At 52.9% G+C, this 26,047-nt stretch carries 26 protein-coding genes and 1 riboswitch; all 26 genes read right to left on the minus strand.

Going from position 1 to position 26,047, the window contains the following annotated elements:
- Positions 1-53: 53 nt before the first annotated feature.
- Positions 54-1,070, minus strand: a complete 1,017-nt coding sequence (locus GGC63_RS04670; protein ID WP_192701259.1) for a Gfo/Idh/MocA family protein — start codon at positions 1,068-1,070, stop codon at positions 54-56.
- Between the two features lie 89 nt (positions 1,071-1,159).
- Complete coding sequence (locus tag GGC63_RS04675; protein WP_192701260.1) at positions 1,160-2,242, minus strand: Gfo/Idh/MocA family protein; 1,083 nt, start codon at positions 2,240-2,242, stop codon at positions 1,160-1,162.
- A gap of 184 nt (positions 2,243-2,426) precedes the next feature.
- Positions 2,427-3,800, minus strand: coding sequence for a DUF4179 domain-containing protein (locus GGC63_RS04680; protein WP_192701261.1), 1,374 nt, complete (start codon positions 3,798-3,800; stop codon positions 2,427-2,429).
- On the minus strand, positions 3,797-4,360 hold the full coding sequence (locus GGC63_RS04685) for an RNA polymerase sigma factor (RefSeq protein ID WP_318780978.1): 564 nt from the start codon (positions 4,358-4,360) through the stop codon (positions 3,797-3,799). The genes GGC63_RS04680 and GGC63_RS04685 overlap by 4 nt, the downstream gene beginning before the upstream one ends.
- Before the next feature lie 218 nt (positions 4,361-4,578).
- Positions 4,579-5,769 carry an LL-diaminopimelate aminotransferase gene (locus GGC63_RS04690; RefSeq protein ID WP_192701262.1) on the minus strand — a complete coding sequence of 397 codons (1,191 nt, stop codon included), beginning with the start codon at positions 5,767-5,769 and terminating at the stop codon, positions 4,579-4,581.
- A gap of 25 nt (positions 5,770-5,794) precedes the next feature.
- Positions 5,795-6,889: a site-2 protease family protein gene (locus GGC63_RS04695; protein ID WP_192701263.1), complete on the minus strand. Its 1,095-nt coding sequence runs from the start codon at positions 6,887-6,889 to the stop codon at positions 5,795-5,797.
- 7 nt (positions 6,890-6,896) lie between these two features.
- Complete coding sequence (locus GGC63_RS04700; protein WP_079908157.1) at positions 6,897-7,262, minus strand: arsenate reductase family protein; 366 nt, start codon at positions 7,260-7,262, stop codon at positions 6,897-6,899.
- Between the two features lie 142 nt (positions 7,263-7,404).
- The gene (locus GGC63_RS04705) at positions 7,405-8,358 is read right to left on the minus strand and encodes an RluA family pseudouridine synthase (protein ID WP_192701264.1); all 954 of its coding nucleotides are present in this window, start codon (positions 8,356-8,358) and stop codon (positions 7,405-7,407) included.
- Positions 8,355-8,921: a cob(I)yrinic acid a,c-diamide adenosyltransferase gene (locus tag GGC63_RS04710; protein ID WP_079908155.1), complete on the minus strand. Its 567-nt coding sequence runs from the start codon at positions 8,919-8,921 to the stop codon at positions 8,355-8,357. Before GGC63_RS04710 ends, GGC63_RS04705 begins: the two co-directional genes overlap by 4 nt.
- Complete coding sequence (locus tag GGC63_RS04715) at positions 8,918-11,767, minus strand: cobyric acid synthase (protein WP_192701265.1); 2,850 nt, start codon at positions 11,765-11,767, stop codon at positions 8,918-8,920. The genes GGC63_RS04710 and GGC63_RS04715 overlap by 4 nt, the downstream gene beginning before the upstream one ends.
- A 56-nt stretch (positions 11,768-11,823) precedes the next feature.
- The gene (gene cobS, locus GGC63_RS04720) at positions 11,824-12,648 is read right to left on the minus strand and encodes an adenosylcobinamide-GDP ribazoletransferase (protein WP_318780979.1); all 825 of its coding nucleotides are present in this window, start codon (positions 12,646-12,648) and stop codon (positions 11,824-11,826) included.
- On the minus strand, positions 12,621-13,604 hold the full coding sequence (gene cbiB, locus GGC63_RS04725) for an adenosylcobinamide-phosphate synthase CbiB (protein WP_225947898.1): 984 nt from the start codon (positions 13,602-13,604) through the stop codon (positions 12,621-12,623). The genes cobS and cbiB overlap by 28 nt, the downstream gene beginning before the upstream one ends.
- A 142-nt stretch (positions 13,605-13,746) precedes the next feature.
- Positions 13,747-14,364, minus strand: coding sequence for a bifunctional adenosylcobinamide kinase/adenosylcobinamide-phosphate guanylyltransferase (locus tag GGC63_RS04730; protein ID WP_192701266.1), 618 nt, complete (start codon positions 14,362-14,364; stop codon positions 13,747-13,749).
- Between the two features lie 19 nt (positions 14,365-14,383).
- On the minus strand, positions 14,384-15,448 hold the full coding sequence (gene cobT / locus GGC63_RS04735; protein ID WP_192701267.1) for a nicotinate-nucleotide--dimethylbenzimidazole phosphoribosyltransferase: 1,065 nt from the start codon (positions 15,446-15,448) through the stop codon (positions 14,384-14,386).
- A 44-nt stretch (positions 15,449-15,492) separates the two neighbouring features.
- Positions 15,493-16,314: an ABC transporter ATP-binding protein gene (locus GGC63_RS04740; protein WP_192701268.1), complete on the minus strand. Its 822-nt coding sequence runs from the start codon at positions 16,312-16,314 to the stop codon at positions 15,493-15,495.
- Positions 16,315-16,356: 42 nt separating this feature from the next.
- Complete coding sequence (locus GGC63_RS04745) at positions 16,357-17,394, minus strand: FecCD family ABC transporter permease (protein WP_192701269.1); 1,038 nt, start codon at positions 17,392-17,394, stop codon at positions 16,357-16,359.
- A 1-nt stretch (position 17,395) separates the two neighbouring features.
- Entirely contained in the window at positions 17,396-18,424 is a 1,029-nt protein-coding gene (locus tag GGC63_RS04750) for an ABC transporter substrate-binding protein (RefSeq protein WP_192701270.1), read from the minus strand.
- A 188-nt stretch (positions 18,425-18,612) separates the two neighbouring features.
- A riboswitch (cobalamin riboswitch) is annotated at positions 18,613-18,812 on the minus strand.
- A gap of 44 nt (positions 18,813-18,856) precedes the next feature.
- Entirely contained in the window at positions 18,857-19,399 is a 543-nt protein-coding gene (locus tag GGC63_RS04755) for a hypothetical protein (protein WP_079908147.1), read from the minus strand.
- Between the two features lie 132 nt (positions 19,400-19,531).
- A complete protein-coding gene (locus GGC63_RS04760) occupies positions 19,532-19,798 on the minus strand; it encodes an aspartyl-phosphate phosphatase Spo0E family protein (protein WP_079908146.1) in 267 nt (88 codons plus the stop codon).
- A gap of 123 nt (positions 19,799-19,921) precedes the next feature.
- Positions 19,922-21,112: an aminotransferase class I/II-fold pyridoxal phosphate-dependent enzyme gene (locus GGC63_RS04765; RefSeq protein ID WP_079908145.1), complete on the minus strand. Its 1,191-nt coding sequence runs from the start codon at positions 21,110-21,112 to the stop codon at positions 19,922-19,924.
- Positions 21,113-21,125: 13 nt separating this feature from the next.
- Complete coding sequence (locus GGC63_RS04770) at positions 21,126-21,617, minus strand: Lrp/AsnC family transcriptional regulator (protein ID WP_079908144.1); 492 nt, start codon at positions 21,615-21,617, stop codon at positions 21,126-21,128.
- 276 nt (positions 21,618-21,893) lie between these two features.
- Positions 21,894-22,172 (minus strand): hypothetical protein, encoded by a 279-nt coding sequence (locus tag GGC63_RS04775; RefSeq protein ID WP_079908143.1) that lies wholly within the window; start codon positions 22,170-22,172, stop codon positions 21,894-21,896.
- A gap of 183 nt (positions 22,173-22,355) precedes the next feature.
- Positions 22,356-23,285 carry a cysteine synthase A gene (gene cysK / locus GGC63_RS04780; protein WP_192701271.1) on the minus strand — a complete coding sequence of 310 codons (930 nt, stop codon included), beginning with the start codon at positions 23,283-23,285 and terminating at the stop codon, positions 22,356-22,358.
- A gap of 124 nt (positions 23,286-23,409) precedes the next feature.
- Positions 23,410-24,720 (minus strand): MFS transporter, encoded by a 1,311-nt coding sequence (locus GGC63_RS04785; RefSeq protein ID WP_192701272.1) that lies wholly within the window; start codon positions 24,718-24,720, stop codon positions 23,410-23,412.
- 124 nt (positions 24,721-24,844) lie between these two features.
- Positions 24,845-25,360, minus strand: coding sequence for a hypothetical protein (locus tag GGC63_RS04790; RefSeq protein ID WP_192701273.1), 516 nt, complete (start codon positions 25,358-25,360; stop codon positions 24,845-24,847).
- A 138-nt stretch (positions 25,361-25,498) separates the two neighbouring features.
- On the minus strand, positions 25,499-25,897 hold the full coding sequence (locus GGC63_RS04795; protein ID WP_412973849.1) for a DUF350 domain-containing protein: 399 nt from the start codon (positions 25,895-25,897) through the stop codon (positions 25,499-25,501).
- Positions 25,898-26,047 lie beyond the last annotated feature (150 nt).

A 26,047-nucleotide genomic window follows, 5' to 3' on the forward strand; every position in this document is an offset into this window, starting at 1 on the left:
CTATCTCAGCTATCCACGGATAAGCAGGGCCTCCGCCATGCTTCCCGTCATAATTATTGCGCCAAATCGCTAAGCTTGCACGATTTTCCGGTGCCCGCCGAGATATTGGACGCCTCCATCAGTCTTGTTAAATCCAGAGCCAGCTGAATATTTTCATCCGCCGTCGTACCGTTCTCGATATGGCTTACCCATTGATCGAAAGCGGACGGACGATTCGCCGGAAGCTGCTGCCGCACTTGCCATTCCTTCTGCCCCCCGAGCTTCGAGCTTTGGACCAGCAGCTTGTTATCATGCGTGGAGTACAGCAGGCTTCCTTCCGTCCCATGGACCTCGATAACAAACGGCGAGAACCGGTTAACGAAGCCGGCCTCGACGACCGCCAACGCACCGTTCGAATAGCTTAGCACACTCACTGCATTATCCTCTACCTCTTTACCGGTCACATAGCCATAGTTGGCGGAAACGCTGTCCGGAAGACCTAAGAACAGGCGCGCCAAGTACATCGGATGGCAGCCGAGGTCGATCATGGCACCGCCGCCGCATTGTTCTTTGTTAAAGAAATGAGCAGGCAGCCAGCCGTTCGGATCGCGCTCGGACGGAATGGCGCCATTATGGGATAAGCGGGTACGCACCAGCGTAATCTCCCCCAGCATCCCCTCACGCAAAATATGTTGAACTTCCAGCGTATAATCCGCATTCAAGCGAGGCAATGACACCGTCAGCTTGACCCCTGCTTCTTGAACTGCCGCCAAAATTTCATTGCATTCCTTCAGCGTGGTCGCTACGACCTTTTCGGTAAAAATATGCTTGCCCGCCTGTGCAGCCGCAACCATAACCTCGTGATGCATATTGGTCGGCGTATCAACAATAACTCCGTCAATATCATCTTGAGCGAGCAGCTCCTTCAAATCCCCGTAAAACCGCACGCCCCGTTCCTCCGCCTGCTTGCGTCCTCTCTCCGGAATCTCATCCCATACAGCCACAATTTCCGTATTAGGATGCTCGGTCGCCTGGCGGGCGTAATCGTTGGCATGCACATGCCAGAAGCTCAGCATTGCTACTCTGATCATTCTATGTACCCTCCGTCATTTAGAATCATATCGCATCTTCGTTTTGAATACGACAAGCACTTTTATCAAAATAAACCTTTTCTTGATCCTTAATCAAAATATACGGCTTCGCCCGTCTCGGCGGATTTATAAATCGCCTCAAGAATTTCCGATACGACACACGCCTGCCTCGGAGTTACAATCGGCTGTTTGTCATTCAATACAGCATCGATCCATAACCGGATTTCGGTATCCTGCATGTTCTCTTTTTTCCCGTCATAAAAATCGACGCCGCCCGTATCCAGCTGAATCTGGTTTTTGAACAGCCGGCTGTGCTTCTCGCCGTTAATACGCAAGCCGTCCTCCATATCCGCGCCGCCTTCCGTACCGCACAGCGTGCTCTTCGCTTCCTTCACATCGAGTGTGTTCAGCGCCCAGCTCGACTCCAATACGATAGTGGCTCCATTCTTCATCGTGATCATGCCGAAAGCGGAATCTTCAACAGTGAATTTCTTGGGATCCCATGGCCCCCAGGCATTGGCAGCGTTTTCTTTTTGGGAAAGCTTGTGAAAGGTGGAACCTAGTACGGCCTTGGGTTCATAGTTGTTCATCAGCCACAGCGTCAAATCAAGCGCATGCGTACCGATATCTATCAACGGGCCTCCGCCCTGCTTCTCGCCATCAAGGAATACTCCCCATGTCGGTACGGCACGTCTGCGAATGGCATGAGCCTTGGCATAATAAATATCTCCAAGCTCTCCGGCTTCGCATAGCTGCTTTAAATACATGCTGTCGGGGCGGAAACGATTATTATAACCGATGGTCAGCTTATATCCGGTCCGTTCCGCAGCTTCTGCCATTCTCCGTGCATCCGCTGCCGTCTTGGCCATCGGCTTCTCGCACATAACATGCTTGCCTGATTCCAATGCGGCAATCGAGATGTCGGCGTGGGAATCGTTAGGTGTACATACGTGAACCACCTGAATGCTTTTGTCCTTAAGCAGCTCCCGATAGTCCTCGTATACCTTTGCTCCGGCGACACCATATTTCTCTGCGGCCTGCTCGGCTCTCTCCACGATAATGTCACAAAAAGCGACAAGCTCCACTTGCTCCAGCTTGGCAAGACTCGGCAAATGCTTCCCTTTGGCAATGCCTCCGCAGCCGATAACAGCTACTTTTAGCTTCTTAGACATACGATAATCTCTCCTTTGAAATAGCGACTTGGCTTTATCTTAGCATGTTTGTGAAATCGTTTAAATTTCAAATACATGACAAGTCGAAGTGCAAAAAGGCGACATCGTATCTTTGGGGAAGCGCAAGTGGGGCCTTGGCTCCCCTTAATGCTTATGCGTCCCGGAACCGGACATTCTTAAAGCGTTACGGCCGCGTACCCCAATCCAGCGGTATACGGATTTTCATCGGCTTCTCAAATTCTTCGGAAAATTCGTCTACGATCAGCAGTAATTTCATTTCGGATAAAGAGGAGATGCCGGGAAATTCCCATTGATAGGAGAACGAGTCTCTGGAAAGCCGGACAGGCCTTTTCTTGGACGAGATTCTTTCTCCCGATGGGCTTTCGAACATCAAAAAAGGAATTTGATTCGCCGCATTGCTGGCCTCATAGTAAATGACCGTGGCGTCCTCCAGCTGTTGGATGCCGGTAATTTCGATGCCTCCTCCGTCCGCTCCTTTTAGAGTCAACGGAAGCCCTCCCGAAAGGTCCGCATACTCCTCTCTTTGTGTAAATGGAATCGACGGGCCTTGATTCCTCTCACCGACTAATAGGGTTACATACGCCGGATGAGGATTCATCTCCGTTAAAGGACCGAAGTTCTCCCGGTCTTCCCCCTGTCCGCCCATTCCGCCTCCGGAAAGAAACGGAGTTTGCAGGTCATCCTCGAGCAGATAATACAGCTCCGCGGATTCATCTCTCTTGACCTTCACCTGAGTGCTTACCGGAGATAGCGTCAGCTCCTCAACCTCAAAGGAGTGCCCTTTATAGGTGCCCTTCAGCTGAGGATGAATGATCTTAGTCAGCGGCTCTGCTTTATCGACGGAAATCGGAACCGCAACATCCCACTTGCCGAACGTAGTACCGATTTTCGGAATTTTGACATTCAGGATCGTATGGTCGGGCACCGGCTCCATATTGTACACCATCGTCCCTACGAAGGTATGATCGCCTGTAATGCTGAATTCATGAGTCCCCATCATCGTTGGATGTACACCTTCAAAGTCATATTCATAATAGAAGGAGGCGTCCTCCTCCGTTATCTTATTCTTCTTCAGGTAGTCGACCTGATAATTGATCACCAGCTGAACGCCATCGTAGAACACTTCGGCTACAGTCAGTTGAATATTTTTATCCGTTACCGAGATGTTTGTCGGGGTGCCCAAATTTTGTTTTTCAATCTGATATAGCCCGTCATCGAGCAATCCACCGTTCTTTTGGTAAAAGAGATCAATAAAGAAAATCTTCTTCAACGCGGCACCGACCGAAGGAGAGTACCAGCCGAGCCCTCCCAGCAATATTCCGCACAAAAGCACCGCATGACCCGCCCAAAGCCATCTTGTCCGCAGCTTGGTCGTTTGCGAAGCTCTATTCCTCTTCTCTCCCAGGTCCCTCCTATGCTTCTCCCACAGCTCTTCAAAGGTAAAGGAGGGCGACAGCTGACGAATCCGCCTTTGAACGGCTTTGGAGGGTTCAAGCGATGCATCCTCCTGCTTCCCTGCAGCGTGATGTAATGTCATTTGAGCGCCTCCTTAATCGAAGTAAGATGATAATCCTCTGCGTCGCTTTGTCTAAGCTGCTGAAGAGCCGCATGAAGCCGCGATTTGCATGTGCCGAGCCGGATATCGAGAAGCGCGGCAGCCTCATGCAGCGGCAGGCCGGCATAGTAGACCAGAATGAGCACTTCTCTCCGCTTAGGAGATAACCGGTTGACCAGCTGCCATAGCTCACGCTCGCTTTCATTTTTCAAAACAATAGACTCTACCGAGCCGCCGCTTGCTTCAACCGGCACTTGACCGAAGAAGGTCAGCCACCGCTGCTTGCGCAGCGTGCTTCGCACCAAATTGATCGTGATCCGGTACAGCCATGGGCGCAAGGGCTTATCGGGGTTATACAGATGGTACTTGTTAAACGCGCGCAAAAAGGTCTCCTGAGTGATATCATCAGCCAGCATGGCAGACTTGGTGATCATCAGGGCGATTCCATAAACATAGGGGGCATGCTCTTCAAAGATAGCCCGCGATTGCTCTTCAGAGATCGAATAATCCATCAATGAACGATCCTCCGTTCCTGTATTCACTGTAAATACGCCTTGGAGAAGGAAATAGTTCGATGGGGGGTGAAAAAAGTTCAAGAGATGCATCTGGAAAAAGGACACATCACTTTTTTTCGTTGAAAGCCGAAATCTCCAAAAAAAATCCCCGCCGGTTCCAGAACGCCTGTCTTCTTATCTTTTCCGATAAGTTGATTTGCGTCATGAACCAGGCAGGGATTGTAATCTGCACCGTTCTGCTAAAATTAAACCTTTTGTGGAGGCTTTGCCGTCTCTAAAAAACGTCCTATTCTGCTCACGGCCTCGCGCAAGCGGTCCTCCTCCTGTACAAGCGCGATCCGTACATACCCTTCGCCTTCCTTGCCGAATGCATCCCCCGGAATGACGACAACGCCAGCCTGGTACAGGATTTCCCGGGAAATTTGTCGAGAGGTCCATCCCTCCGGAATGCGTGCCCAAATGAACATGGTCGCTTGGGGCTTCGGGATAACCCAGCCTGCCGCTGCAAGCCCGTCGATAACAAGGTCGCGCCTGCGTTCATATAAACCGGCAACCGTCTCGCCATGCTCCATATCTTCCTCCAGCGCAGCAATTCCCGCTTCCTGAACCGCCTTGAACACGCCGTAATCGATATTGGACTTCAGTATCCGAAGCGCTCGCACCGCATCAGGCTGGCCCACCATAAAGGCGATTCTGCAGCCTGCCATATTGAAGCTCTTGGATAAGGAGTGAAACTCTACGGCAATATCCTTCGCCCCATCTATTTCCAGAATACTCATCGGACGGAATCCGTCGAAGGCCATTTCCGAATAAGCAAGATCATGCACGACAAGCAGGCCGTACCGTTTGCCGAAGGCGATAAGCTGCTCGAAGAACGGACGCGTCGCAACCGCAGATAGTGGATTGCTGGGGTAATTCAACAAGATGAACTTGGCTTTACGGGCTATTTCCTCTGGTATCTCTTCGAGCTTTGGCAGAAATCCGTTCTCTTCTCTTAACGGCAGAAAATAGGGCTCCACCCCCGCAAGCACCAGGCTGGCTGAGTAGATAGGATATCCCGGATCAGGCACCATGGCCAAATCTCCAGGGTCGGCGACCGCCATGGCCAGATGGGATAAGCCGTCCTGCGAACCTATTAAGGTCACGATTTCCGTCTCCGGATCAAGAGAAACCTGGAAGCGATGCTGGTACCAGCGGGCTACGGCCTGCCGGAAAGCCGGACTTCCTTCCGATGTCGGATAACCGTATACTTCAGGCTTGCGAACCGCCTGTTCCATTGCCTGGATGACCCGCTCCGAAGGCGGGCGGTCCGGGCTGCCGATGCCCAGATCTATGACGTCGGTTCCGCGGCTCATCACCTCTTGCTTCCACTGCGCCATTTCAGAAAAAACAGCGGATCCCAGATGGGATAACCGCTTGGATTGAAATTGTTTCATTGGATCAACGACCTCTTTGCTCCGATTATATGCTGCCTACTTTATGAACCGCCGCCATCATCCCGAACAAAAATGCGGCAAGCGCCAAATAACTAATCCCGTACGTCCAGCGGGTTGCGTTCGGTACTTCATAATAACGGTCATTTTCAAATAACTCGTAATCGACCTGGCAATGCACCATCAAGTGCAGGCCCTCTTCCTTTTGCAGCCGTTCCAGCCGCGTCACATGCACCTTTTGAATAATCCCCTGCTGCATCAGCGGTATGGTCCCCTGAAACTTCAGGCCTTCCCAGATGACATGGACAAATTGCTGTCCTTCCAGATCGGAATAAGTAACAAAAGGAAGCTCGCGTTTATGCTCTTCTCCAGGGATGATATATCCCTGCTCTATGAGAGGCTCCGCCGGAACCAGGAAGCTTGCGCTGACCATCCTCTGCTCCCCGTGCTTGCGGTGCTTGACGAATTTTTTATACAGATCGTAAGCAAACATAGCCCAGATGATGAGCAGAATGAAGCTGAAGTTGTAAATGATTAACACAAGGCCTCCGACTAATCCCACGAGCCACAGCCATCTGGACACTGCCGTCGCGATTCTCCCTCCATCCAGAGGATGGATCGGGAGAAGGTTAAATAAATTGATCATAAACCCGGCCAGAGCCAAGCTGTAAAATAAGGGACTGTAGGTGGGACTGTTAATCAAATACCCCAGGCCAAACACCACCAGCGCGCCTACCGTGCCCAGAATCGGACCGCCGAAAGCCATGTACGCTTCGGTAACCGCGTCTCTCGGATGGCGCTTCATCGTAATCAATGCTCCGAGAAACGGAATAAACACCGGAGCGCTGACAGGAAGCCCCTTCTGCTTCGCAGCTATCACATGTCCCAGCTCGTGGACCAGAATGAGCAGAACAAGCCCTACAGCGAACCACCATGGAAACAACAACGCATAGCCGCCTATCGAGAGCAGCATAGAGATAAATACGCCGCCGAACTTGCCGAACTTCAACAGCGACAGCAGCCATTTTCCTTTGGCTAACAGAAAAACAACTACCGTGCCGATCATCCAGAACGGATTTTTCTTCTTATTGTTTTGCTGCAATCCTGTCACGCTCCTTCGCATTCCGCACTTAGCGGCCCCAAACCTCTTCGTATTGCTCTTCCTTGTAGCCTACCGTTACGGTAGACCCGTCGGTCACCACAGGCCTTTTGATCAGCCTGCCGTTCGATGCGAGCAAATCGATCTTTTCTTCCTCGGTCATTTGCGGCAGCTTGTCTTTCAGCTGCATTTCTTTGTAAACCTCACCGGATGTATTGAACCATTTTTTAATATCCAGCCCGCTATCCGCGATCATTTTCTTAAGCTCCTCACGATTCGGCGGATTATCGAATATATGCACGGCTTGTACGTCCAAGCCCTTCTGCTTCAAAGATTTCAAGGCGTTTCGGCAAGTGCCGCATTGCGGGTATTGATAGACGATGACAGATTTACTCATGATGGTAAGAGCTCCTTTTGGAAAATCATTGGTTTTCATTAAATTTTCGGTGAAAGCTGAAGCAATGTCAAGTCGCAGCCGGGAAAACGCTCCCTTATCACTACGAAAAAAAGATTCTGCGGTTTCCGCAGAATCTGCTCCCTCAACCCTGTTCCTCCAGCAAGCGGATGCACCGCTCCATATCCTCGGGAAGCGGAGCATGGAATTCCATCCACTCCTTCGTCGAAGGATGCACGAAGCCGAGCGTACAGGCATGCAGAGCATGCCGGTCCAACCCGTAGACTTGAAGCCGTTCGACTTCCGCTTCCTTTGCTTCATTCGCGCTGGACAGCTTATACATCTTGTCGCCCAGCAGCGGGTGACCGAGATGCTTCATGTGAACGCGGATCTGGTGCGTCCGGCCGGTTTCAAGCCACAGCCGCACCATGGTCGCATCCTTGAACCTGCGCTCTACTTTATAATGCGTAACCGCAGGATACCCCGTCTCTGTAACAATCCGGATATGGGGCTGCTCGGGATCGCGATCGATCGGCTCATCAACCGTACCCTCATCCTCTGCCATAACACCATGGACCAGAGCGATGTATTCCTTTTTCACCTGATGCGCCTGCATTTGCTCAGATACCTGCTGGTGGACGAACGGGTTTTTAGCGACGGCAAGCGTGCCGGATGTCTCTTGATCCAGCCTGTGGATAGGCCGGAAACGAAAGCTCTGTCCCTTTTGCTGCCAATAATATACGACGCCGTTCGCGAGCGTATTTACATAGTGCCCGTGAGTCGGATGTACGATCATCCCGGCCGCCTTGTTCAGGACCAGCAGATGGTCATCCTCATATAAGATCGAGATAGGAAGGTCCTGCGGCAAAATGTCATCCGACTCCTCCTGCTGCATTCGAACCTCGATTACATCGCCCTCATGAACGCGAATGCTGATATATTGCCGCTGGCCATTCACCGTTATCCCCTGCTCAGTCAGCTTCAACCGGGACAGCAGCTTGCGCGACAAGTGCATCCGGCTTTGCAGGATCGTCTTCAGAAGAAACCCTTCCTCCTCCTGCGAGACACGGTATACTAAAGGTTCATAATACGAATTCATTTACGGCGGAACACCTCGGCACTGCGAGCGTATTCCACGTCACCGACTCCGCTTCGAGCATTGGCCAATCTGGCTACGGTGAAGAACAAGTCAGATAACCGGTTCAAATAGCGGCGAACCTGCTCGTTAATTGGCTGTGTTCTGGCCAGCGTTACTACCCTGCGCTCAGCACGGCGGCAGACGGTCCGGCACACATGAAGTGCGGAAGAGGCCTGGACTCCCCCCGGCAAAATAAATTTTTTGATGTCCGGTGTCTCCGCATCGTATTTATCGATCCAGGCTTCCAGCCGGTCCACCATCTCGGAGGTGACTTTATAGGGGCGAAGCTCCTGCTTCAAAAGAGCCAGATCGGAGCCGCAGTCGAACAGCTCATGCTGAACCTCCAGCAAGTCGGCTAGCAGGTCGGCAAACCTTTCTTCATCCAAAAAGCCCATTGCCTGCCCGACAAAACAATTCAGCTCGTCAACCGTGCCATAAGCCTCTACACGTACATCGTCCTTATCGACACGTCCGCCAATAACGCCCGTTTGTCCGGCATCGCCGGTGCGCGTATAAATTCTCATTGAGGATCGCCTCCTTCAAAATGTTTGGCCTTTCTCCCTATCATCTCATAGACCCGCTTCATATCCAAGTGGCGTCTTACATGATCCGCCAGCCGGTCGAAGGCCGCCTCTCTACGCTCTTGAAAGCGGAGCTCAGCCAGCTTGGGTCCCCAGCCTTTCTCTGCCCGGAGCGTATTCAGCCAATGCCTGCGGAAGTCGTCATTATGTAAAATGCCGTGGATGTACGTCCCCCACAGCCTGCCGTTCGCAGCGACAACCCCATCTTCATGCAAGCTCTCGTTACCGCCCGTTTCCTTAATGAGAAAAGGATGCTTCACGGGCTCCAAAAACCGTGTTCTCCCCATGTGAATCTCATAACCTGTAATCGGCAGCGGCGCCGGACTTGCAAGAATTCCTTCCTGCAGGAAGGTCGTTCCTTCCGCACGGACCGTCCGCTTATCCGGGGTAAACACCGTTTCCGTAGGCAGCAGGCCGAGTCCGTCCAGCTTCGGATGATCCGATTCCACCAGGTCCGGGTCCAGCAGCTTGCTGCCCATCATTTGGTAGCCGGCACAAATGCCCACCACGGCTCCACCGTGCTCCGCATGGCGCAGCAGAGCCTGCTCCAAGCCGTTCTGCCTTAAAAACAGCAAATCATCCACCGTATTTTTGCTGCCCGGTAAAATGACGGCATCCGGCCGCCCGAGCTCCTCCGGCGAGCTGACAAAGCGAAGCCGCACGTCCTGCTCATACAGCAGCGGGTCTATATCCGTGAAGTTGGATAATCGGGGCAGCCGGATGACGGCGATATCCAGCAGTTCCTGATCGGTCTCCCTGGCTCCCCTCTCACCCGTCAAATATGGCGCAGCGGAGCTGCCTTTGGCCAAAATGCCCGTGGCCAGCTTCCGGTCGAGCGAGGCGGAATCCTCGTCCTCCAGCTCCAGATCGGGCAAGTACGGGACGACGCCGAGAACCGGCTTGCCTGTCCGTTTCTCCAGCCATTCCAATCCCGGATAGAGCAGCGTCACGTCGCCGCGGAACTTGTTAATGATGAATCCTGCTACTCGATCCCTCTCCTCCTGGGTGAAAATCTCCATGGTGCCTATAATAGACGCGAACACGCCTCCTCTGTCGATGTCGGCTACAAGCACGACTGGAGCATCCGCCCACCCGGCGAGGCGCATATTGACGATATCCCGATCCTTCAAATTCACTTCCGCAGGACTGCCGGCTCCCTCCAGGATGACCGCATCGAATGATCTTCTCAGCCTGTTCAGCGCGTCCTTGACGATCGTTTCCGCTTCGCTTAAATAGTTCTCCCGGTACGTCCGCGCATCCAAATCACGATAAGGCTTCCCGTGAACGACGACCTGAGATACCATGTCCTTCTTCGGCTTCAGCAGGATCGGATTCATATCCGTCGTGGCCGGAATCCGGCAGGCATCCGCCTGCATCCCTTGGGCTCTGCCGATTTCCTTCCCGTCAGGAGTCACATAGGAGTTCAACGACATGTTTTGCGATTTAAACGGAGCGACTCGCAAGCCGTCCTGGAGCAAAATTCGGCAGAGGGCCGTCGTTATCAGGCTCTTGCCCGCATCGGAGGATGTTCCTTGAACCATCAAGGCTGCGGCTAACGGAGCTGCCAACGATGGGTCTGCTGCGCTGCTCGTTACAGCGGGCGCACTGCCAGGAAGCTCCGATTGTCCTGACGCTGCGTGAGGGGCAGCCTGCTCCGGTGAACGACTCGATAGATCCGAAGCCGCTAAGACGATCGGCGGACTGGATTGCTCAAGCAAGGCTTGAATGGATTCCTGAAGCCCGGTAAGGAGCCTTTCGTTATGCTCGCGCAGCCTGATCGCAACTCTAACGTAAGTTTCGTCCAAGCCCGGAAACAGTGACGCGTCCCTGATCAAAATACCGCGCCGCCCCATTTCGGATTGCAGCGCCTTCACCGTAAGGCCCAGCCCACGAAGTGAAAACAAAAGATAGTTTGTATCGCTTGGAGTGACAATAAGGCCTAAGGATTGCAGCCTGCTTGTCAGCCACGGACGTTCCTCCGCCAGCCAAGCATGAGTCCGCCGCGCGTAATCTTTATCGTCCAGCACCGCAGCACCGATCAATTGGGCCATCGTATTGACACTCCATTGTACCTGCTGGCTCCGCATTTTCGTAATTGTATCGGGATGTGCGACAATAAACCCGAGCCTGAGGCCGGGAATCGAATAAAATTTCGTCATCGACCGAATGACCATGAGCTGGGGTGAGTCCGCCGCCTGACGAAGCATCGTCAGCTGATCCTCATTCGGACAAAAATCGATAAACGCTTCATCGAGGATCACGGGCTTATCGGCTTGCACAAGCAGCCTGAGGACATCCTGCGGCAGCAGCCTGCCTGTCGGATTATTCGGAGAACCGAAGAAGAGCATGTCCGAGGCTTCGACGGCTCTTTCCACATCGTCAAGCTGCATGACAAAGCCCTTCTCTTCCCGCAGCATCAGCTCGTGGATGCTCCCGTCCGTTTTATCCACCGCTTCCTCATATTCCGAAAAGGACGGTCTCGCCAACGCCGTCACATGAGGCTTAAGAACCCGAACCGCCAGGTCAATCAGCTCCGCCGCGCCGTTCCCGACCAGAATCGATTCCATGGGTACCTCATAGTGCTCCGCGAGCTTCCTCCGCAGTTCACGCACAGCGGGATCGGGATAAGCGGCGACGTCCCTCCAACGCTCTCTCAATATGGTCTCCACCGCTGCAGGCGGTCCTAACGGATTCATATTCGAGCTGAAATCCAGAAATTCGTCCTTGCCTCTGCCGAACGCCTCGGCGGCCGTCCATAAATCTCCCCCATGCCCGTATCGTTCCAGCATTCAGGCTCCCCCATTCTCTTAAACCATTTTGATAACAACCGGATAAACCGTTTTATCTACGAATGTATGACCATATATAACAATAACAGCAGAAAGACTTCCAAAAGCTCGTTGATAGCCCCGTAGGTATCCCCTGTAAGCCCGCCGAGCTTGCGGCTGATAAATACGGATATCGACACCCCGGCTGCCAAACAGCCCAGAGCCGCTGCCCCTATAATGAGTACGGAAAACAACAAGGACTCTCCCATCATCCATACCAAACAACAGGTTAACAATAGCGCCAAACCCGTGTGAAGGATCACATGCTTCGCTTGCAGGCCGCGGAAGAAAGCCCCTATCCGGTTATGTCCCGTCTCCTCCTGCCTCGCATAAGGCCAGAAGGCAATGGCGACCACCATATACCATCGGCTCCATAGGGCGGCCAGAGGCAGCACGAATAAAGATCCCGCCCATGAGAGCGGCAGCCATTGCTGCAGCAGGGTCCATTTGCACAAAAGAACCAGCACACAGGCAATAACCCCCATCGCGCCGACCCGGCTGTCCTTCATGATCTCCAGCATTTTCTCCCGGGACCGGTAGCTGAAAATGCCATCGGCTGTATCCATTAATCCGTCGAGATGCAGCCCCCCTGTCATGGCGACCCAGAGGGCCAGCAGCAGGGCGGAAGTCACTCCCGGCGGCAGCCAGCCTTGCAGGAGCCAGCCTGCGGCTCCAAGCAGCAGCCCCATTACCGCACCTACTAACGGATAGAAGACGACGCTGCGCCGAAACAGTGCATCGTTATACTCCAATGTAACCGGCACAGGAAGCCGCGTTAGAAATTGAAAGGCTGCGGCACACGCAGCCAACCCTTTTACCATAAAGTCCAGCAATATGCGCACAGCAGCCCTCCTGCAATCAAAATACTAACCCCATAGAGCAGACGAACGGTATTCAATATATCATCCATCCGTCTTTCACGAAGCGGCCAGCCCATTCGTGCCCGCTCGCTGATTCTCCCATGATAAACGTTCACACCGCCAAGCTCGATGCCGAGCGCTCCGGCGACCGCCGATTCGGGAATGCCGCTGTTGGGGCTTGGATGAAGCCGGGCAAACCGGCGAATCGCTTGCGCAGCCCGCAAGGCGGAGCAGCCGCTGGTTACGGCCGATACTAACACCAGAAAGGCACCGGTTAACCGCGCGGGGACCCAATTCATCACATCGTCCCAGCGTGCGGAAGCCCAGCCGAAGAACAAATACTTCTCATTTTTATAGCCGACCATGGAATCCAGCGTGTTGGCTGCGCGGTACAGCATAGCCAGTGGCGCCGCCCCTAGAAACGCATACATCAACGGGGATACGACCGCATCCACCGTATTCTCGGCTACAGTTTCTACCGTTGCCCTCGTAAGCTCGGCTTCGTCGAGCTCCGACGTATTTCTGCCGACAATATAGCCGGTATAGGTTCTCGCTTCCTCCATACGTCCTTGCATCAAAGGAACGTACACCTTCATGGCCGCATCCTTAAGGCCCTTAATCGCTATCGTCGTCGAGATGAACCATGTATTTACCGCGTAGCCCAGCCACGGATGAATGCACCGGGCAGCCCAAAGCAGAAGCCACATGGCTCCAAAGGAAATCGCCAACGTCGATACGGTTAACAGGAAGCCTCTCCATCGTTCATCGGCCTCCGAGCGACGGACTCCCTCCGGGTGAAGCTTGGACTCGACCCAGCGTATCCATTGTCCTATCCGGATAACGGGATGGGTCGGCCAGCGCGGGTCCCCGATGCACCAATCGATCATCATCGCGCAAACCAGCATCACAGCGGTTTCCTGCCAAGAATAAAACAACAACCAAATCCACCCGCCCGTTTGAACTGCCTGATCGCCATTTTTGCTTGCTCAAAGTCAATTCATTGTATATGTAATAATTCCTCTGTCCAAGCCCATCATGCAGATAAGCGGCTGCGAACGAGGATGGGTCCAAATCCGGTGTCTACCATTGGAATTGCCGGCTCTTGATTTCCATCGGAATTCCTGCCGTTACGAGGAACACCTGCTCAGCCTCCCGTGCCAGCCGTTGATTCATGATCCCCGACAAATCCCGGAACTGCCGCCCCAGCTTATATTCCGGCACGAGACCGTAACCAACCTCGTTGGTTACCAGCACCAGATGACGCCCCTGATCAGCGAATCGCCGTCCGGCGGCAGTCAGCTCGTCTACCTTCTGCCTAAGCAGCTGCTCGGCATTGGCATCCTGCTCGTATCGAAGCAGCCAGTTGGACAGCCAGAGGGTAAGGCAATCGACCAGGACAACGGCTCCTTCAGCAGCAATAGGCTGCGGATGCACGTTAGGCTGGCTGCCGGAATGATCAGCCATCTGATCGCACCAGCCGTTTAACAATCGGTCCAGCTCAAACGGCTCCTCCAGCGTCGTCCATGGGAAGCCTGCTTCGTCTCTCTGCTTCCGATGAAGGCCGATCCGTGCTTTCATTTCCTCATCATACGCTTGGGCTGTCGCGATGTAAATGCCGCGCTGCTCAAGCCGCGATGCGTAAGCTTCGGCAAAGGAGCTTTTGCCGCTGCGGGCTCCGCCCGTCACCAATACCAGCATTTGCCGTCCAGCCTTTCCATTAATTATTGGAGGTAGAGATGCCTGCCGAGGCGAAGGAAGCCATCTCCTTCATGATTTTCACCGACGCTTCAATAAGCGGGAAAGCCAGCACGGCTCCCGTACCCTCTCCAAGCCTCATATCCATGCGCAGCATAGGGGACAAGCCCACCGCTTCGAGCAAGCGCGCATGTCCTTGCTCCTGCGATAAGTGCGAAGCGATCATGTATGACGCGCTAAGCGGAGCAATACGGCTTGCTGCCAAGGCGGCCGCCGAGGAGATGAAGCCGTCGATCACAATCGGCCGGCGATGCATCGCAGCTCCGAGGATGACGCCGGTCAACCCGGCGATTTCCAGGCCGCCTACCTTGGCAAGCACATCGATCGGGTCTGCCGGATCAGGCTGATTGACGGCAATCGCCCGTTCAATGACGGCCTGCTTGTGCAGCAGCTTCTGATCGTCGATTCCGGTCCCACGGCCAACCGTAACGCCGACGTCGGTTCCGCTTAATACCGCTAATAGCGCTGAGCTGGCCGTCGTATTGCCGATCCCCATCTCGCCTGTTGCAAACAGGGTGTAACCCTGACCTGCCAGCTCCTTGACCAGGTCCATGCCGGTAACTATCGCCTGAATGGCCTCTTCTTCGGTCATTGCCGCTTCCTTCGCCATATTGCGAGTGCCCTTGCGAACACTTCTCGAAACTAGCCCGGGATGCTCCAAATCCGCATTCACCCCGATATCGACACAGACGACGTCCGCGCCCGTATGCCTTGACAGCACATTAACCGCCGCTCCGCCGTTCAGGAAATTCATCACCATTTGCGGAGTCACCTCAGCCGGGAACGCACTGACGCCTTCTTCGCATACGCCGTGGTCCGCCGCCATCACAATGACGGCTTTCTTCCCCAGCTCAGGCACGACTTGGCCGCTAATACCGGCCAGCTGACGTGCCACTTCCTCCAGCTTGCCCAAGCTGCCCGGAGGCTTGGTCAACTGGTCCAGATGGCGTTCCGCCGCCTCCATCGCCTCCTGATCCAGAGGCTTTATCTCTGACACCGCCCGGTTCAGCCAATCTCTATTGTACATCGTTCGTGTCCCTCCCAAATCTGGTTCCTATATCCTTTAATCTGCTATGAATCGGCCCCGCTCTGCAAAAGAATTTGCGGTACACCGGTAACCGGATGCTTAAGCACGATCGGCTGTGTACGGTATACCCGCTCCAGCAGCTCGCTTCGGAGAACCTCCTCCGGTTCGCCGATCCCTGCTATACGGCCGTTTTGCAGCAATAACAGCCTGCCGCAATATTGCGCGGCCAAATTCAATTCGTGCAGCACGGCGATAACGGTAAGACCCGATTCCTGCTGCCAGGAGCGAATCCAATCCATCATCTGGACCTGATAGCCAATATCCAGATACGTGGTCGGCTCGTCCAGCAGCAGAAGCTTCGGCTGCTGCGCCATAACCTTACCGAGCGCGACGCGCTGCCGTTCGCCGCCGCTCAAGGCGTCGATGCTGCGGTGCTCCAGCGGTCGCAGCTCCAGCCGCTCAAGGATGTCATCGATTAGCCGCTCCGAGTCCACAGCCCCGGCTTCATCGCCGAGCCAGTTTTGAAACGGATAGCGGCCCATCGCAATGACCTCGCGGACGGTAAAACCAAGCGGGGGAAGGGCATCCTGCTGGAGCACGGCCGCCCATCGGGCCAGCTGCTTGCGCGGGTATTCGCACGCCTCTTTACCGTTCAGAAGGACCCGGCCAGCAGAAGGTTTCTCGACGCCGGAGATCAGCTTCAGCAGCGTCGACTTGCCGCTGCCGTTCGGACCGATGATGCCGAAGCATTCGCCCGAGGATACGGAAAAGCTCACCTTATCGAGCACCTGCCTCGAGGAATACGCTAATCCCACACCCTCCACGGCAATAACTTTCTCATCTGCATGAGCTTCCTCACTGTTCATTTCCTGCCGCCCCCCTTCCCTTCAACATCTTGGCATCGTAAATTATTCGTTCGACAATCGCTTGCTTCTTTTTAACAAATAGGCAAAAAACGGAGCCCCCATGAACGCGGTTACCACTCCGAGCGGAATTTCCGTCGGACTCAGGACCGTACGGGCAAGCGTATCCGCCCACAGTACGTAGATTGCTCCCCCGATAAGGGAAAGAGGCAGCAGCAGCCGATAGTCCGGCCCAACGATCAGCCGCAGCAAATGCGGCACAATCAGGCCGACAAAGCCGACGACCCCGGAGACCGACACGGCCGCTGCCGTAATCAGCGTTGCAGCCGCCAGCACAATAAGCTTCGTTCGCTCGACCCTTATACCCAGATAGGCCGCCTGCTGCTCGCCCAAAGCGAATAAATTCATCGCTCTTCCATAGCCGAACAGGATCATGACGCCGATCGCCAAGTAGGGCAGCAGCACAAGCGAATACATCCAGCCCCGAAGCGCCAGGCTGCCCATCAGCCAAAACACAATTTCATTAATAACCTGCTTGGACATCGCGACCATAAACGAGACGAAGGCCCCGAGAAAGGCCTGCATGACGACCCCGGATAAAATCAGGGCTTCCATCCGTATCTTGCCGCCCGTTCTTGCGATAATAATCACAGTAATCAAGGATAGCGCTCCTGTAATGAATGCGACAACCGGAACGGTTGCCGAGCCCAGTAGGGCAAACTGCAGCCCGAACAAGATCAGGAAAGCAGCGCCGACCGAGGCGCCCGAAGAAACCCCCAGCGTATAGGGATCTGCCAGCGGATTGCGCAGCACTCCCTGGAAGGCCGCTCCCGCAATACCCAAGGAGGCGCCGACCAGCACCCCCAGCAGTACGCGGGGCAGCCGGACGCGCCAAATAATCTGCTCGGAGGCCGGCTGCCAATCTACTGGAACCGAGCCTCCGATTCCGGGCAGATGATGCGCCAGAATGCCCCATACATGCAGGAGCGGCACATGAACCGTACCGATGGATAAACTGATCGTCACGGAAAGAAGAAGGAGCAGCACCCCCGCTCCTCCCCATGCCATTAGCTTCCGCTTCATTTTATTTCACCAATTCCGGATAAATGCCTTTGGCTACATCTACCAGCGCTGCTGTAATCCGCGGTCCCGGACGGCTGATCGAGTCCTTATCCAACCCCGCCAGCTTGTTGTTTTTGATCGCATCGACATTAGCCCAGCTGGTCCGCTCTCTAATGATTTGATCCATGGACTTCTTGGAATTTTCATCGATCAGATTTTTCGGGTACAGAATCACTTGAGGATTATCCGCGATCACCTTTTCTTCATTCAGCTTCGCGTACCCGGTAATGTCGGAAGAGACATTAATACCGCCAGCCAAGGTGATCAGCTCATCCATGAATTCTCCCTTCCCTACCGTCCAGCCAGGAGAAAATTCCATGAGCACCCTTTTCTTTTGCTCCGGCTTCAGATCCTTGACGGCATCCGTAACCTTCTGACGCTCCGCCTTCATAGAAGCCACCAGCTTCTCCGCCTGCTCCTGCTTGTCAAAAATTTGTCCGAATTTCAAAATATTGTTCATGACGTCGTCAATCGTCTTGGGCTCTACCTTAAACACATTTACATTCAAGCCCCTCAGCTGCTCGACGGCTGCTGTTTTGAGCGATACGCCCGACAGCACGACATCCGCGTTAGCCGCAATCAGCGCTTCCTCATTCGGCTTCACGATGCTGCCCATCTTAGGCTTCTTCTTCGCTTCCTCCGGATAATCGCAAAAGTCGGATACGCCGACGACTTTGTCGCCCAAGCCTAGAGCGAACAGAGTCTCCGTCTCGCTGGGAGACACCGACACAATCTTGGCCGGCGCCTTTTCAAAGGTAAACTCCTTGCCTGTTGCATCCTTCACTTTCAACGGATATACTGTAGCCTTTGCGTTCGCGGCTGGAGGGCTTGTCTGTTCTCCGCTGCTCGCTTTAGCCGGCTCCTTCAAATCTGCCGTCCCCGAGGGCTTCGTCTCCTTCGGCGCGCAGCCGGCTGCGCTGAACACAAGCGCCAGGCCCAATACGGCCGCCAGCCATTTTTTTCTGCCGCTTCGTTTCATTTCACTCCACATTGTGGTACCTCCCTTTGTCCTTCCATCCCATTGTATCGTTCCTGTTCCATGTCCCGGTTTGCATGCACGTCAAAAACCCTCTGATCCTGATCGCTGCAATTAGGAAGCAGAGGGCATGCGATTGCAGACGCTGTCCGTTATTCTGAACGACAGCGCGTGCAAACGACGCTCCTTTTTCCTCGAAAGGCCCGGTCTATTCCCGATTAGGCAGGTTTCCTGGCTTATGGAGTTGTACGGAGGCCTCGCCTTCCCATTCCGGTTCAGAACAGTGGCAATATGAGACTCTCCCTCCAAAATACAGTGGCGGGACCGCTCCGGATTCACACCGGCTTCCCTTTTAACCTGCCGGCTTGTTAAGCAGACAGGCACCTAGTCGGTAACTCTATGAAATTAAAGTCAGACCTGCCTATGCAGCAGGAACGTCCATTAGGTCTATTTTTGCGCGATGACCTTCATCACCTGCAAGCCTTTTTCCAGATTTTTGGCATTGGCCGGAATGAAGGCTACCAAATCTTTGCCATTCAAATTAAGCTCTGTAAACCATTTGGTTTGTTCCAAAGGAATACCGTACAAATGCTTCTCTTTCTTGGGCGCTGCATTCTTATCCTTGGAATCTACCGGGAGCTCCAGCACGCCTCCGGGAAAATCCTCCTGCTTCGCCACATCATCCAGACTGACATATCCGCCCTGCTGGCCTATCGTTTTAAACTGCTCCGTCGGCACAATAATAATACTGTTATCTCCCGCCGCAATTTCTACAACCAATTTATCCATAGAAAACATCGGCGTGGTCTGAATCTTTACGGTCGGAGCTTCGCCAAGCTTCGTTTGCAGCGCAGCCTGCAGCTTATCTCCCACCTCGTTCGGAATTCCATTGGGGCCTGTCATAAAAATCAATACATCAGCCTTGGGTCCCCCGCCGCAGCCGGCTAGCACCAGCAGCAGCATGATGATGAGCATGAATTTCCCTTTCATGTTCCCTCTCCTTATAGATGCGCTTTCTTGGATTGCTGTTACCCCCAATCATATCATAAATGTCTCGTTTCTTTCAAAACTAGAGATAAAAAAAGGAGAAGGCCGCAGGCTGAAATGTAAAAAAAGGAACCGTTACCGGCTCCTCTTATTTCGATTCATATACTCATTTATCTTTTTGTCCAGGATCATGCTGATCTTCACAACTTCCGGTGAGGTCAAGCATTGCTCGCTCTGAACCAGTCGTTCGAGCTCCTGGCGCAACCTATAAATCTCTTCTTCCAAAGATACGTCAGAAGATGACCGCTTCTTTTTCCCAAAAAACCACTTGGCTTGCTGATTATTCTCTCGAATCCAACCGATTTGCGGGTAATGCCTAAGCTGATATTCCGGAAAAGCCATTCTTCATCCCCCCCTGGCATATCTTTAGATTCGGAAGTCCCATAACCCCAAAGGATATGAAACTTCTATACTATTAAAGATAACAGTTTTTGTCGGAGATGGAAATGACTACTTTTGTCGAAACTATAATTTACGTATAAAATTTCCGATCCTTTCGATCGCTTCCAGCAATTGATTGACGGAAGTCGCATAGGAGCAGCGCACGAAGCCTTCTCCGCCCAAGCCGAACACATATCCCGGCACCGCAGCGACCTTCGCTTCAAGGAGCAAACGCTGGGCAAACTCCTCCGAGCTTAGCCCTGTAGAAGCAATCGAAGGGAAGGCATAGAACGCTCCCTGCGGCTCATGGCACTCGAGCCCGATGTCCCGGAAGCCCTGAACGACGAGCCGGCGCCGTTGGTTATAGGACTCTACCATGCGATCCTTTTCATCCATACCGTTTTTCAAAGCCTCGAGAGCTGCGACTTGCCCCATAGCAGGTGCGCACATGACGGTGTATTGGTGAATTTTGAGCATCGCTGAAATTAGATCCCTATGTCCGCAAGCATAGCCCATCCTCCAGCCGGTCATCGCGAAGGCTTTGGAGAAGCCGCTGACCAGGATGGTGCGGTCCTTCATGCCCGGCAAGGAAGCGAAGCTGACATGCTTCTGTTCGTAAGTCAATTCTGCATAGATTTCGTCGGAAATGACAATAAGGTCGTTTTCCTCAACAATTTTTGCAATCGGGAGCCAATCCTCGTACGTCATGATGCCGCCCGTCGGGTTGCTCGGATAGCACAGAATCAGTACTTTAGACTTAGGTGTAATGCTCGCCTTCAAGGCCTCGGGAGTCAGCTTGAAATTATCCTTCGCGAATGTCTCGATCCCGACAGGAATCCCCCCGCCGATCTTCGTAATCGGAGAATAGGAGATATAGCAAGGCTCCGGAACAAGCACTTCATCCCCCGGGACGATCAAGGCACGCAAGGCCAAGTCAATGGCTTCACTGCCGCCCACCGTAACCAGGATTTCGTCAGAAGGCTCGTACGGCACATGGAACGAATCGTACAAATACTCGGCGATCGCTTCCCTTAGCTCCGGCATTCCAGCATTCGGCGTATACTTCGTATTGCCGCGTTCAAGGGAATACACGCAGGCTTCACGCACGTGCCAAGGCGTGCAAAAATCCGGCTCGCCGACACCAAGGGAAATGATATCCTTGCTGGCGCTGACCAGATCAAAAAATTTGCGGATCCCTGATGGAGGGATTTCTCTCACCAAGGGAGCCAAATAACCCGACATCGACTTTGTAGAAGGCTCATGTTGTTTGATCATCACTCATCATCCTTCACGGGGAGATTAACATACGGCGGTCATCCTCATGATCTTCAAAGGTGATACCGTCCTGCTTATATTTTTTAAGTATGAAATGTGTTTTGGTCGATAAAACGCGGTCTATCGGCGACAGCTTATTGGATACGAAAGAAGCGACTTCCTTCAGCGTTTTCCCTTCGATCTCTACCAGCAAATCATAGGCTCCGGACATCAAATATACGGATTTGACTTCCGGATACAAGTAAATGCGCTCGGCGATCGCATCGAAGCCGCGTCCGCGTTCCGGCGTGATCTGAACTTCAATCAATGCGGTTACCTTCTCGTTGTCCACCTTCGCCCAGTTCACAATCGGCGCGTATTTGATAATGACGTGCGCATCCTCCAATTGCTTGATCGCTTCCGCCACTTCCGCCTCCGGCGCACCCAGCATAGTCGCTATTAACGCCGGGGTTCTTCTCGCGTCTTCCTTAAGCAGCTCAATAATTCGCATTTTAAACTGTTCCATCGGTGGTTAACCCTCCCAAGAGTTGTGCCTTACATTAGCTTCCTTCCAGGTTTTGCGTTAGACAAAACCTGTCTTCCGCTTACATGTCATGGATAGATAAATTATTACTCCATATTACACCCAACCGGCGGCTTTTTGCAAAATAAAATTGCTCTTGCTTGGGCTGAGCCAAATCTGCAAGCCATCCCTTCAACGCAAAAATAGCCCGCAGGGCACAATAGCCTCGGGCTTGCATAAAATCTATATAAGAAATAATAGGCTGCTGTAAAAATGCTATTAACGGTGGATCGATAACAGCCTGCGTATGTTCGCTTCAATCTCGTGGCAGCGGTAATCCTCAAGCACGGTAATTTGCAGCCCGCCTTGCCCATCCGACTCTCCCGTCACTCTTCCGATGCCCACCAGCCGGCCTTTGTCATAAGCGGCGATCACATAAGGGCTCTGGCAGTACGTTTTATACAGAAGTTCCGCATCGGCTGCATGATCCTCGACGGATGCCAGCAATTGCTCAAACTGTCCTTGTGCAGGAGGCTCATTTTCTAATGCTATAATCAAGTCAATCACCATCCTACCTTGTATTGTTCTTTACTTATAATTATACATCTAAATGCATTTTTATTCAACTTGTTTTTCAAATATTCCTGCCTAATTTTGAATGGCTTGCTGCTTCTTCCGAGCGAGCTTCCTTGCGTTCCTTCACACACAAAAAAGCACCTCTCACGAGGTGCTCGTCCCAACTTAAACAAAGATGCCCATGCTCAAATACCGTTCTCCCGTATCCGGAGCTATGCACAATACCCTCTTCCCTTTACCGAGCTTCTTGGCTACCTGCAGCGCAGTCCACACCGTAGCGCCGGCGGATGGACCGACCAGAATGCCTTCCTTGCTGCCCAGCTCCCGGGTCGTACGGAGCGCGTCCTCATCGGCCACCTGTACGATCTCGTCGTACACCTCCGTATTAAGGATAGCCGGAACAAAGCCGGGACTCGTTCCTACCAACTTGTGCGGGCCCGGCTTGCCGCCCGATAATACCGGGGAGCCTTTAGGCTCGACGACATAAATTTGAATGCCCGGAATGCGTTCGCGAAGCACCTCGCCTGTCCCGGTAATCGTGCCTCCCGTTCCCGATGAAGCCACGAAAGCATCCAGCTTGCCCTCCGTCTGCTCGATAATTTCCAGTGCCGTAGTCGTTCTGTGAATATCCGGATTCGCCGGATTTTCGAATTGCTGCGGAATGAAGCTGTCCGGTATTTCATCTCGAAGCTCCAGCGCGCGGCGGATCGCCCCCGGCATTCTTTGATCGGCAGGGGTCAGCTCTACATGAGCTCCGTACGCCTTCAATATGTTAATACGCTCTTTCGTCATGTTATCCGGCATGACCAGGATCGCCTTATAGCCCTTGGCCGCCGCATTCATGGCAAGCCCGATTCCGGTATTGCCGCTGGTCGGCTCGATAATCGTAGCGCCCGGCTTCAAGATCCCGTCTTTTTCCGCCTGGGCTATCAGGTTCATGGCCGCCCGATCCTTCACGCTTCCGCTCGGATTGAAATATTCCAGCTTGACGTATACCTCGGCGTCATTATCTCCTGTTAACCGGTTCAACCGTACCGCCGGCGTATCCCCAATAAGTTCCGTAACGCTGTTGACCATTCGATTGTTTTTGCTCATCTAAAGCCACTCCTTTCCGCACAGGACTCGTCGCTCTATGCTCTACACCTCCGTCCTAATTGTAACGGCGCTCCTTATTTTGTCAACAGCCTGGATACTGCCGGAAGGCTCCATAGCAGGATGATTACGACGCCTTAACCGGTTTATCCATCGGAACCTTTCGCATGAAAAACCAGGATGCAATCGGAGTGCAGCCGATGCCCAGGAGCAGCCAGTTCATCGCGGCAGGAGAGGAAGTCATCGTCACCACAGCGATAAAAACGGCCGTCCCCGTAATCCGGCCCGCATTCAAAGCAAGCTCGCGCATCACGATATACTCCTCCCGATGCTTCACGCTATCCTCATGCTTGCCGATCAAATCAAATACGGAGGAGGTCATAGGAATCGAGTACATCGGAAAAAAAAGTCCGACGCCGGCCCCAAAAATGAGCAAAGTCAAAAAATTGACCTTCCAGAAAAAGGGCAGAATGACAAGGACGATCATGACCGCTCCGATCAGCATCGCTTTCTTCCTGTATTTCGGCTTCAGCAGCCTTCCTGTAATCATAAAGCTGACCAAAGAAACGGCCGAGGTAATCAGGGCAAAGTTCCCCAGCTTCATCTCATTGCCGGTATGAACATAAACAAGCAGACCAATCATGAAACCAAACACGCCTTCCCTTGCGCCTTGAGCCACCAAGCCGAGTGACACCGTACGCCACAGCGTCTCCTTTTGACTCAGACAGCGCAGGGTAAGGAACCATTCGTAATGTCCTTGCGACTTTCTTTTTTTCAGAAAAAAGCTGAATACGACACCAATCACGAAAATGACAAGTGACAGAGTAAAGATCACGCGATATCCGTTCGTCTGCTTCAAATGAATGATTAAAAAGCCGGAGATCCACGGAGCGATCATCCCTGCCGCGGACCCTAACAACCCGGCCCATCCGTTAAAACGATCCCGATTCGCCGGATTCGTCACCTCAAAATATACTACGTTGAAGGCTAGCCAAAATAAACCGGAAGCCATCCCGAGAATAACCCCCAAGAGCAGGTAATAATGAACCGCATTCGTTCCGAACCACAGCACCAGCGTATAAAACAAGGCGGATACCGCCACTCCGGCCCGTAAACAGTTCATCTTGTTATGCTCCTTGACCCATTTTCCCGCAAGCCAAAAGGTCAGAGCCATCGCCACATGGTTAATCAGCGTAAACCAGCCGATAAGAGCAAAGTCCTGCCGCGCCTTCCACAGATAGACGTTGACAAACGTACCTGACAAAGCGTTGGCCGCAGCCACCAAGCCTTGAACGGTCAGAAGCAGCCTGGATTGTCCTGTCAGCCTGCTTCCCTTCCCGGAGGAAGTCTCACTCTCGTGGCCGTCGTAGCGCCACCCTGTGCGCTGCTCTTTGCTCCGCACCCATTTGTGGGGAAATTGTTTGGTTCCAGAATGCATTGTGCTCACCTGTTATGTAGGATTATGACGTCCTTGTTAACCTTCCCCTCTCTATGAAAAACATGAGGGAATGAAAAAAAAGGAAATCCCATCCTAGTGGGAATTTCCTTTTTGAGAGCCGAGCTTATTGATGGCCATGCTGCTTTAACAGCTCGATCATCGCCAGACGGTCTTCCTCGGACAATACCTGCTCCACTCTGAAGCAGGAAGGGCAGACGAAGACCTTCGTGCTGTGAGCCGCCTTAACCAAAGGCTGGTTCAGTCGCGGCGGGATAACAGGAACGAAGCCTTGCGGCATGGTGTGCGTACCTGTTAGCAGCATAAAGCTGTGGCAGACCGGACATTCCGGCGTATCCTCCTGCGTGTCCAGTACACGCTGTACGCCTTCCTCGTAGTCTTCGATCCCTTCAAACTCCTCGTAGTCCTCGTAGTCCTCGAGGTCCTCATCATCCTCAGGATCGTCAGCTTCCTCTTCGTCCAAATCCACCTCTTGCTCGTCCTGCCCTACCTTCAAATTAATGCTGCGGTAATCGCCGAGCTCATTAAAGCAGTGCGGACAGGTTTCCTCCGGACCGATTTCGGGGTCCCATACAATCTCGGTTTGGCACCATGGACATACTTGATCATGCGATTGCGGCACCGTACATTCCTCCGATTCAACTTACTAGCCGTGTTTAATAAAATAATACGTGCCCCAGACGAAAAACACAAGCGCCAGGGCCAGCAAACTGCCCCATAAATATTTCATTTCATGCCCTCCGGATCTAGCCCTGCCATCTTAAGTTACACTCGCACCGATAACATACGACATGGAGATGGAAATCACCATCGACAGGAATCCAACCGCCTTGTTATCCTTTTGAATCTGCTCATCTATTTTAAAGTATGGCGTCAAAAATTCAAATATAAAATAGGCGACCAGAAGCAAAATAAAGCCATAGCCGGCCCAAATCAGCGAATGGAGCACGGAATCGTTATTTAAAATAGCAAAGCGGAACAGGTTGCAAATCCCGAATATTTTGCCTCCAGTAGCCATAGCTACAGACAGGTTTCCATTCTTGATTTCTTCCCAGTCCTTATATCGGGTTACTATCTCAAAGATGGCGAGGAAAACAATGAGAGCTACGACGGCAACGGAGAAAAAAGCCAGCGTCTCTATATAAGGATTACTTAGCATGACATCCACCTCTTCATTCAAGTATCGACACCTCCCTACAAAACCTCAAAAGTAGCGAATCCTGATTGTTTCGTTGCATTTCGGGGAATTCCCCGGATAAGAAAAACATATTCGGGTACGGGATTGAATATGAAACGGCTTTAACGCTTG

This window comes from Paenibacillus sp. OAS669 (genome assembly GCF_014873645.1).
Lineage (GTDB): Bacteria > Bacillota > Bacilli > Paenibacillales > NBRC-103111 > Paenibacillus_S > Paenibacillus_S vulneris.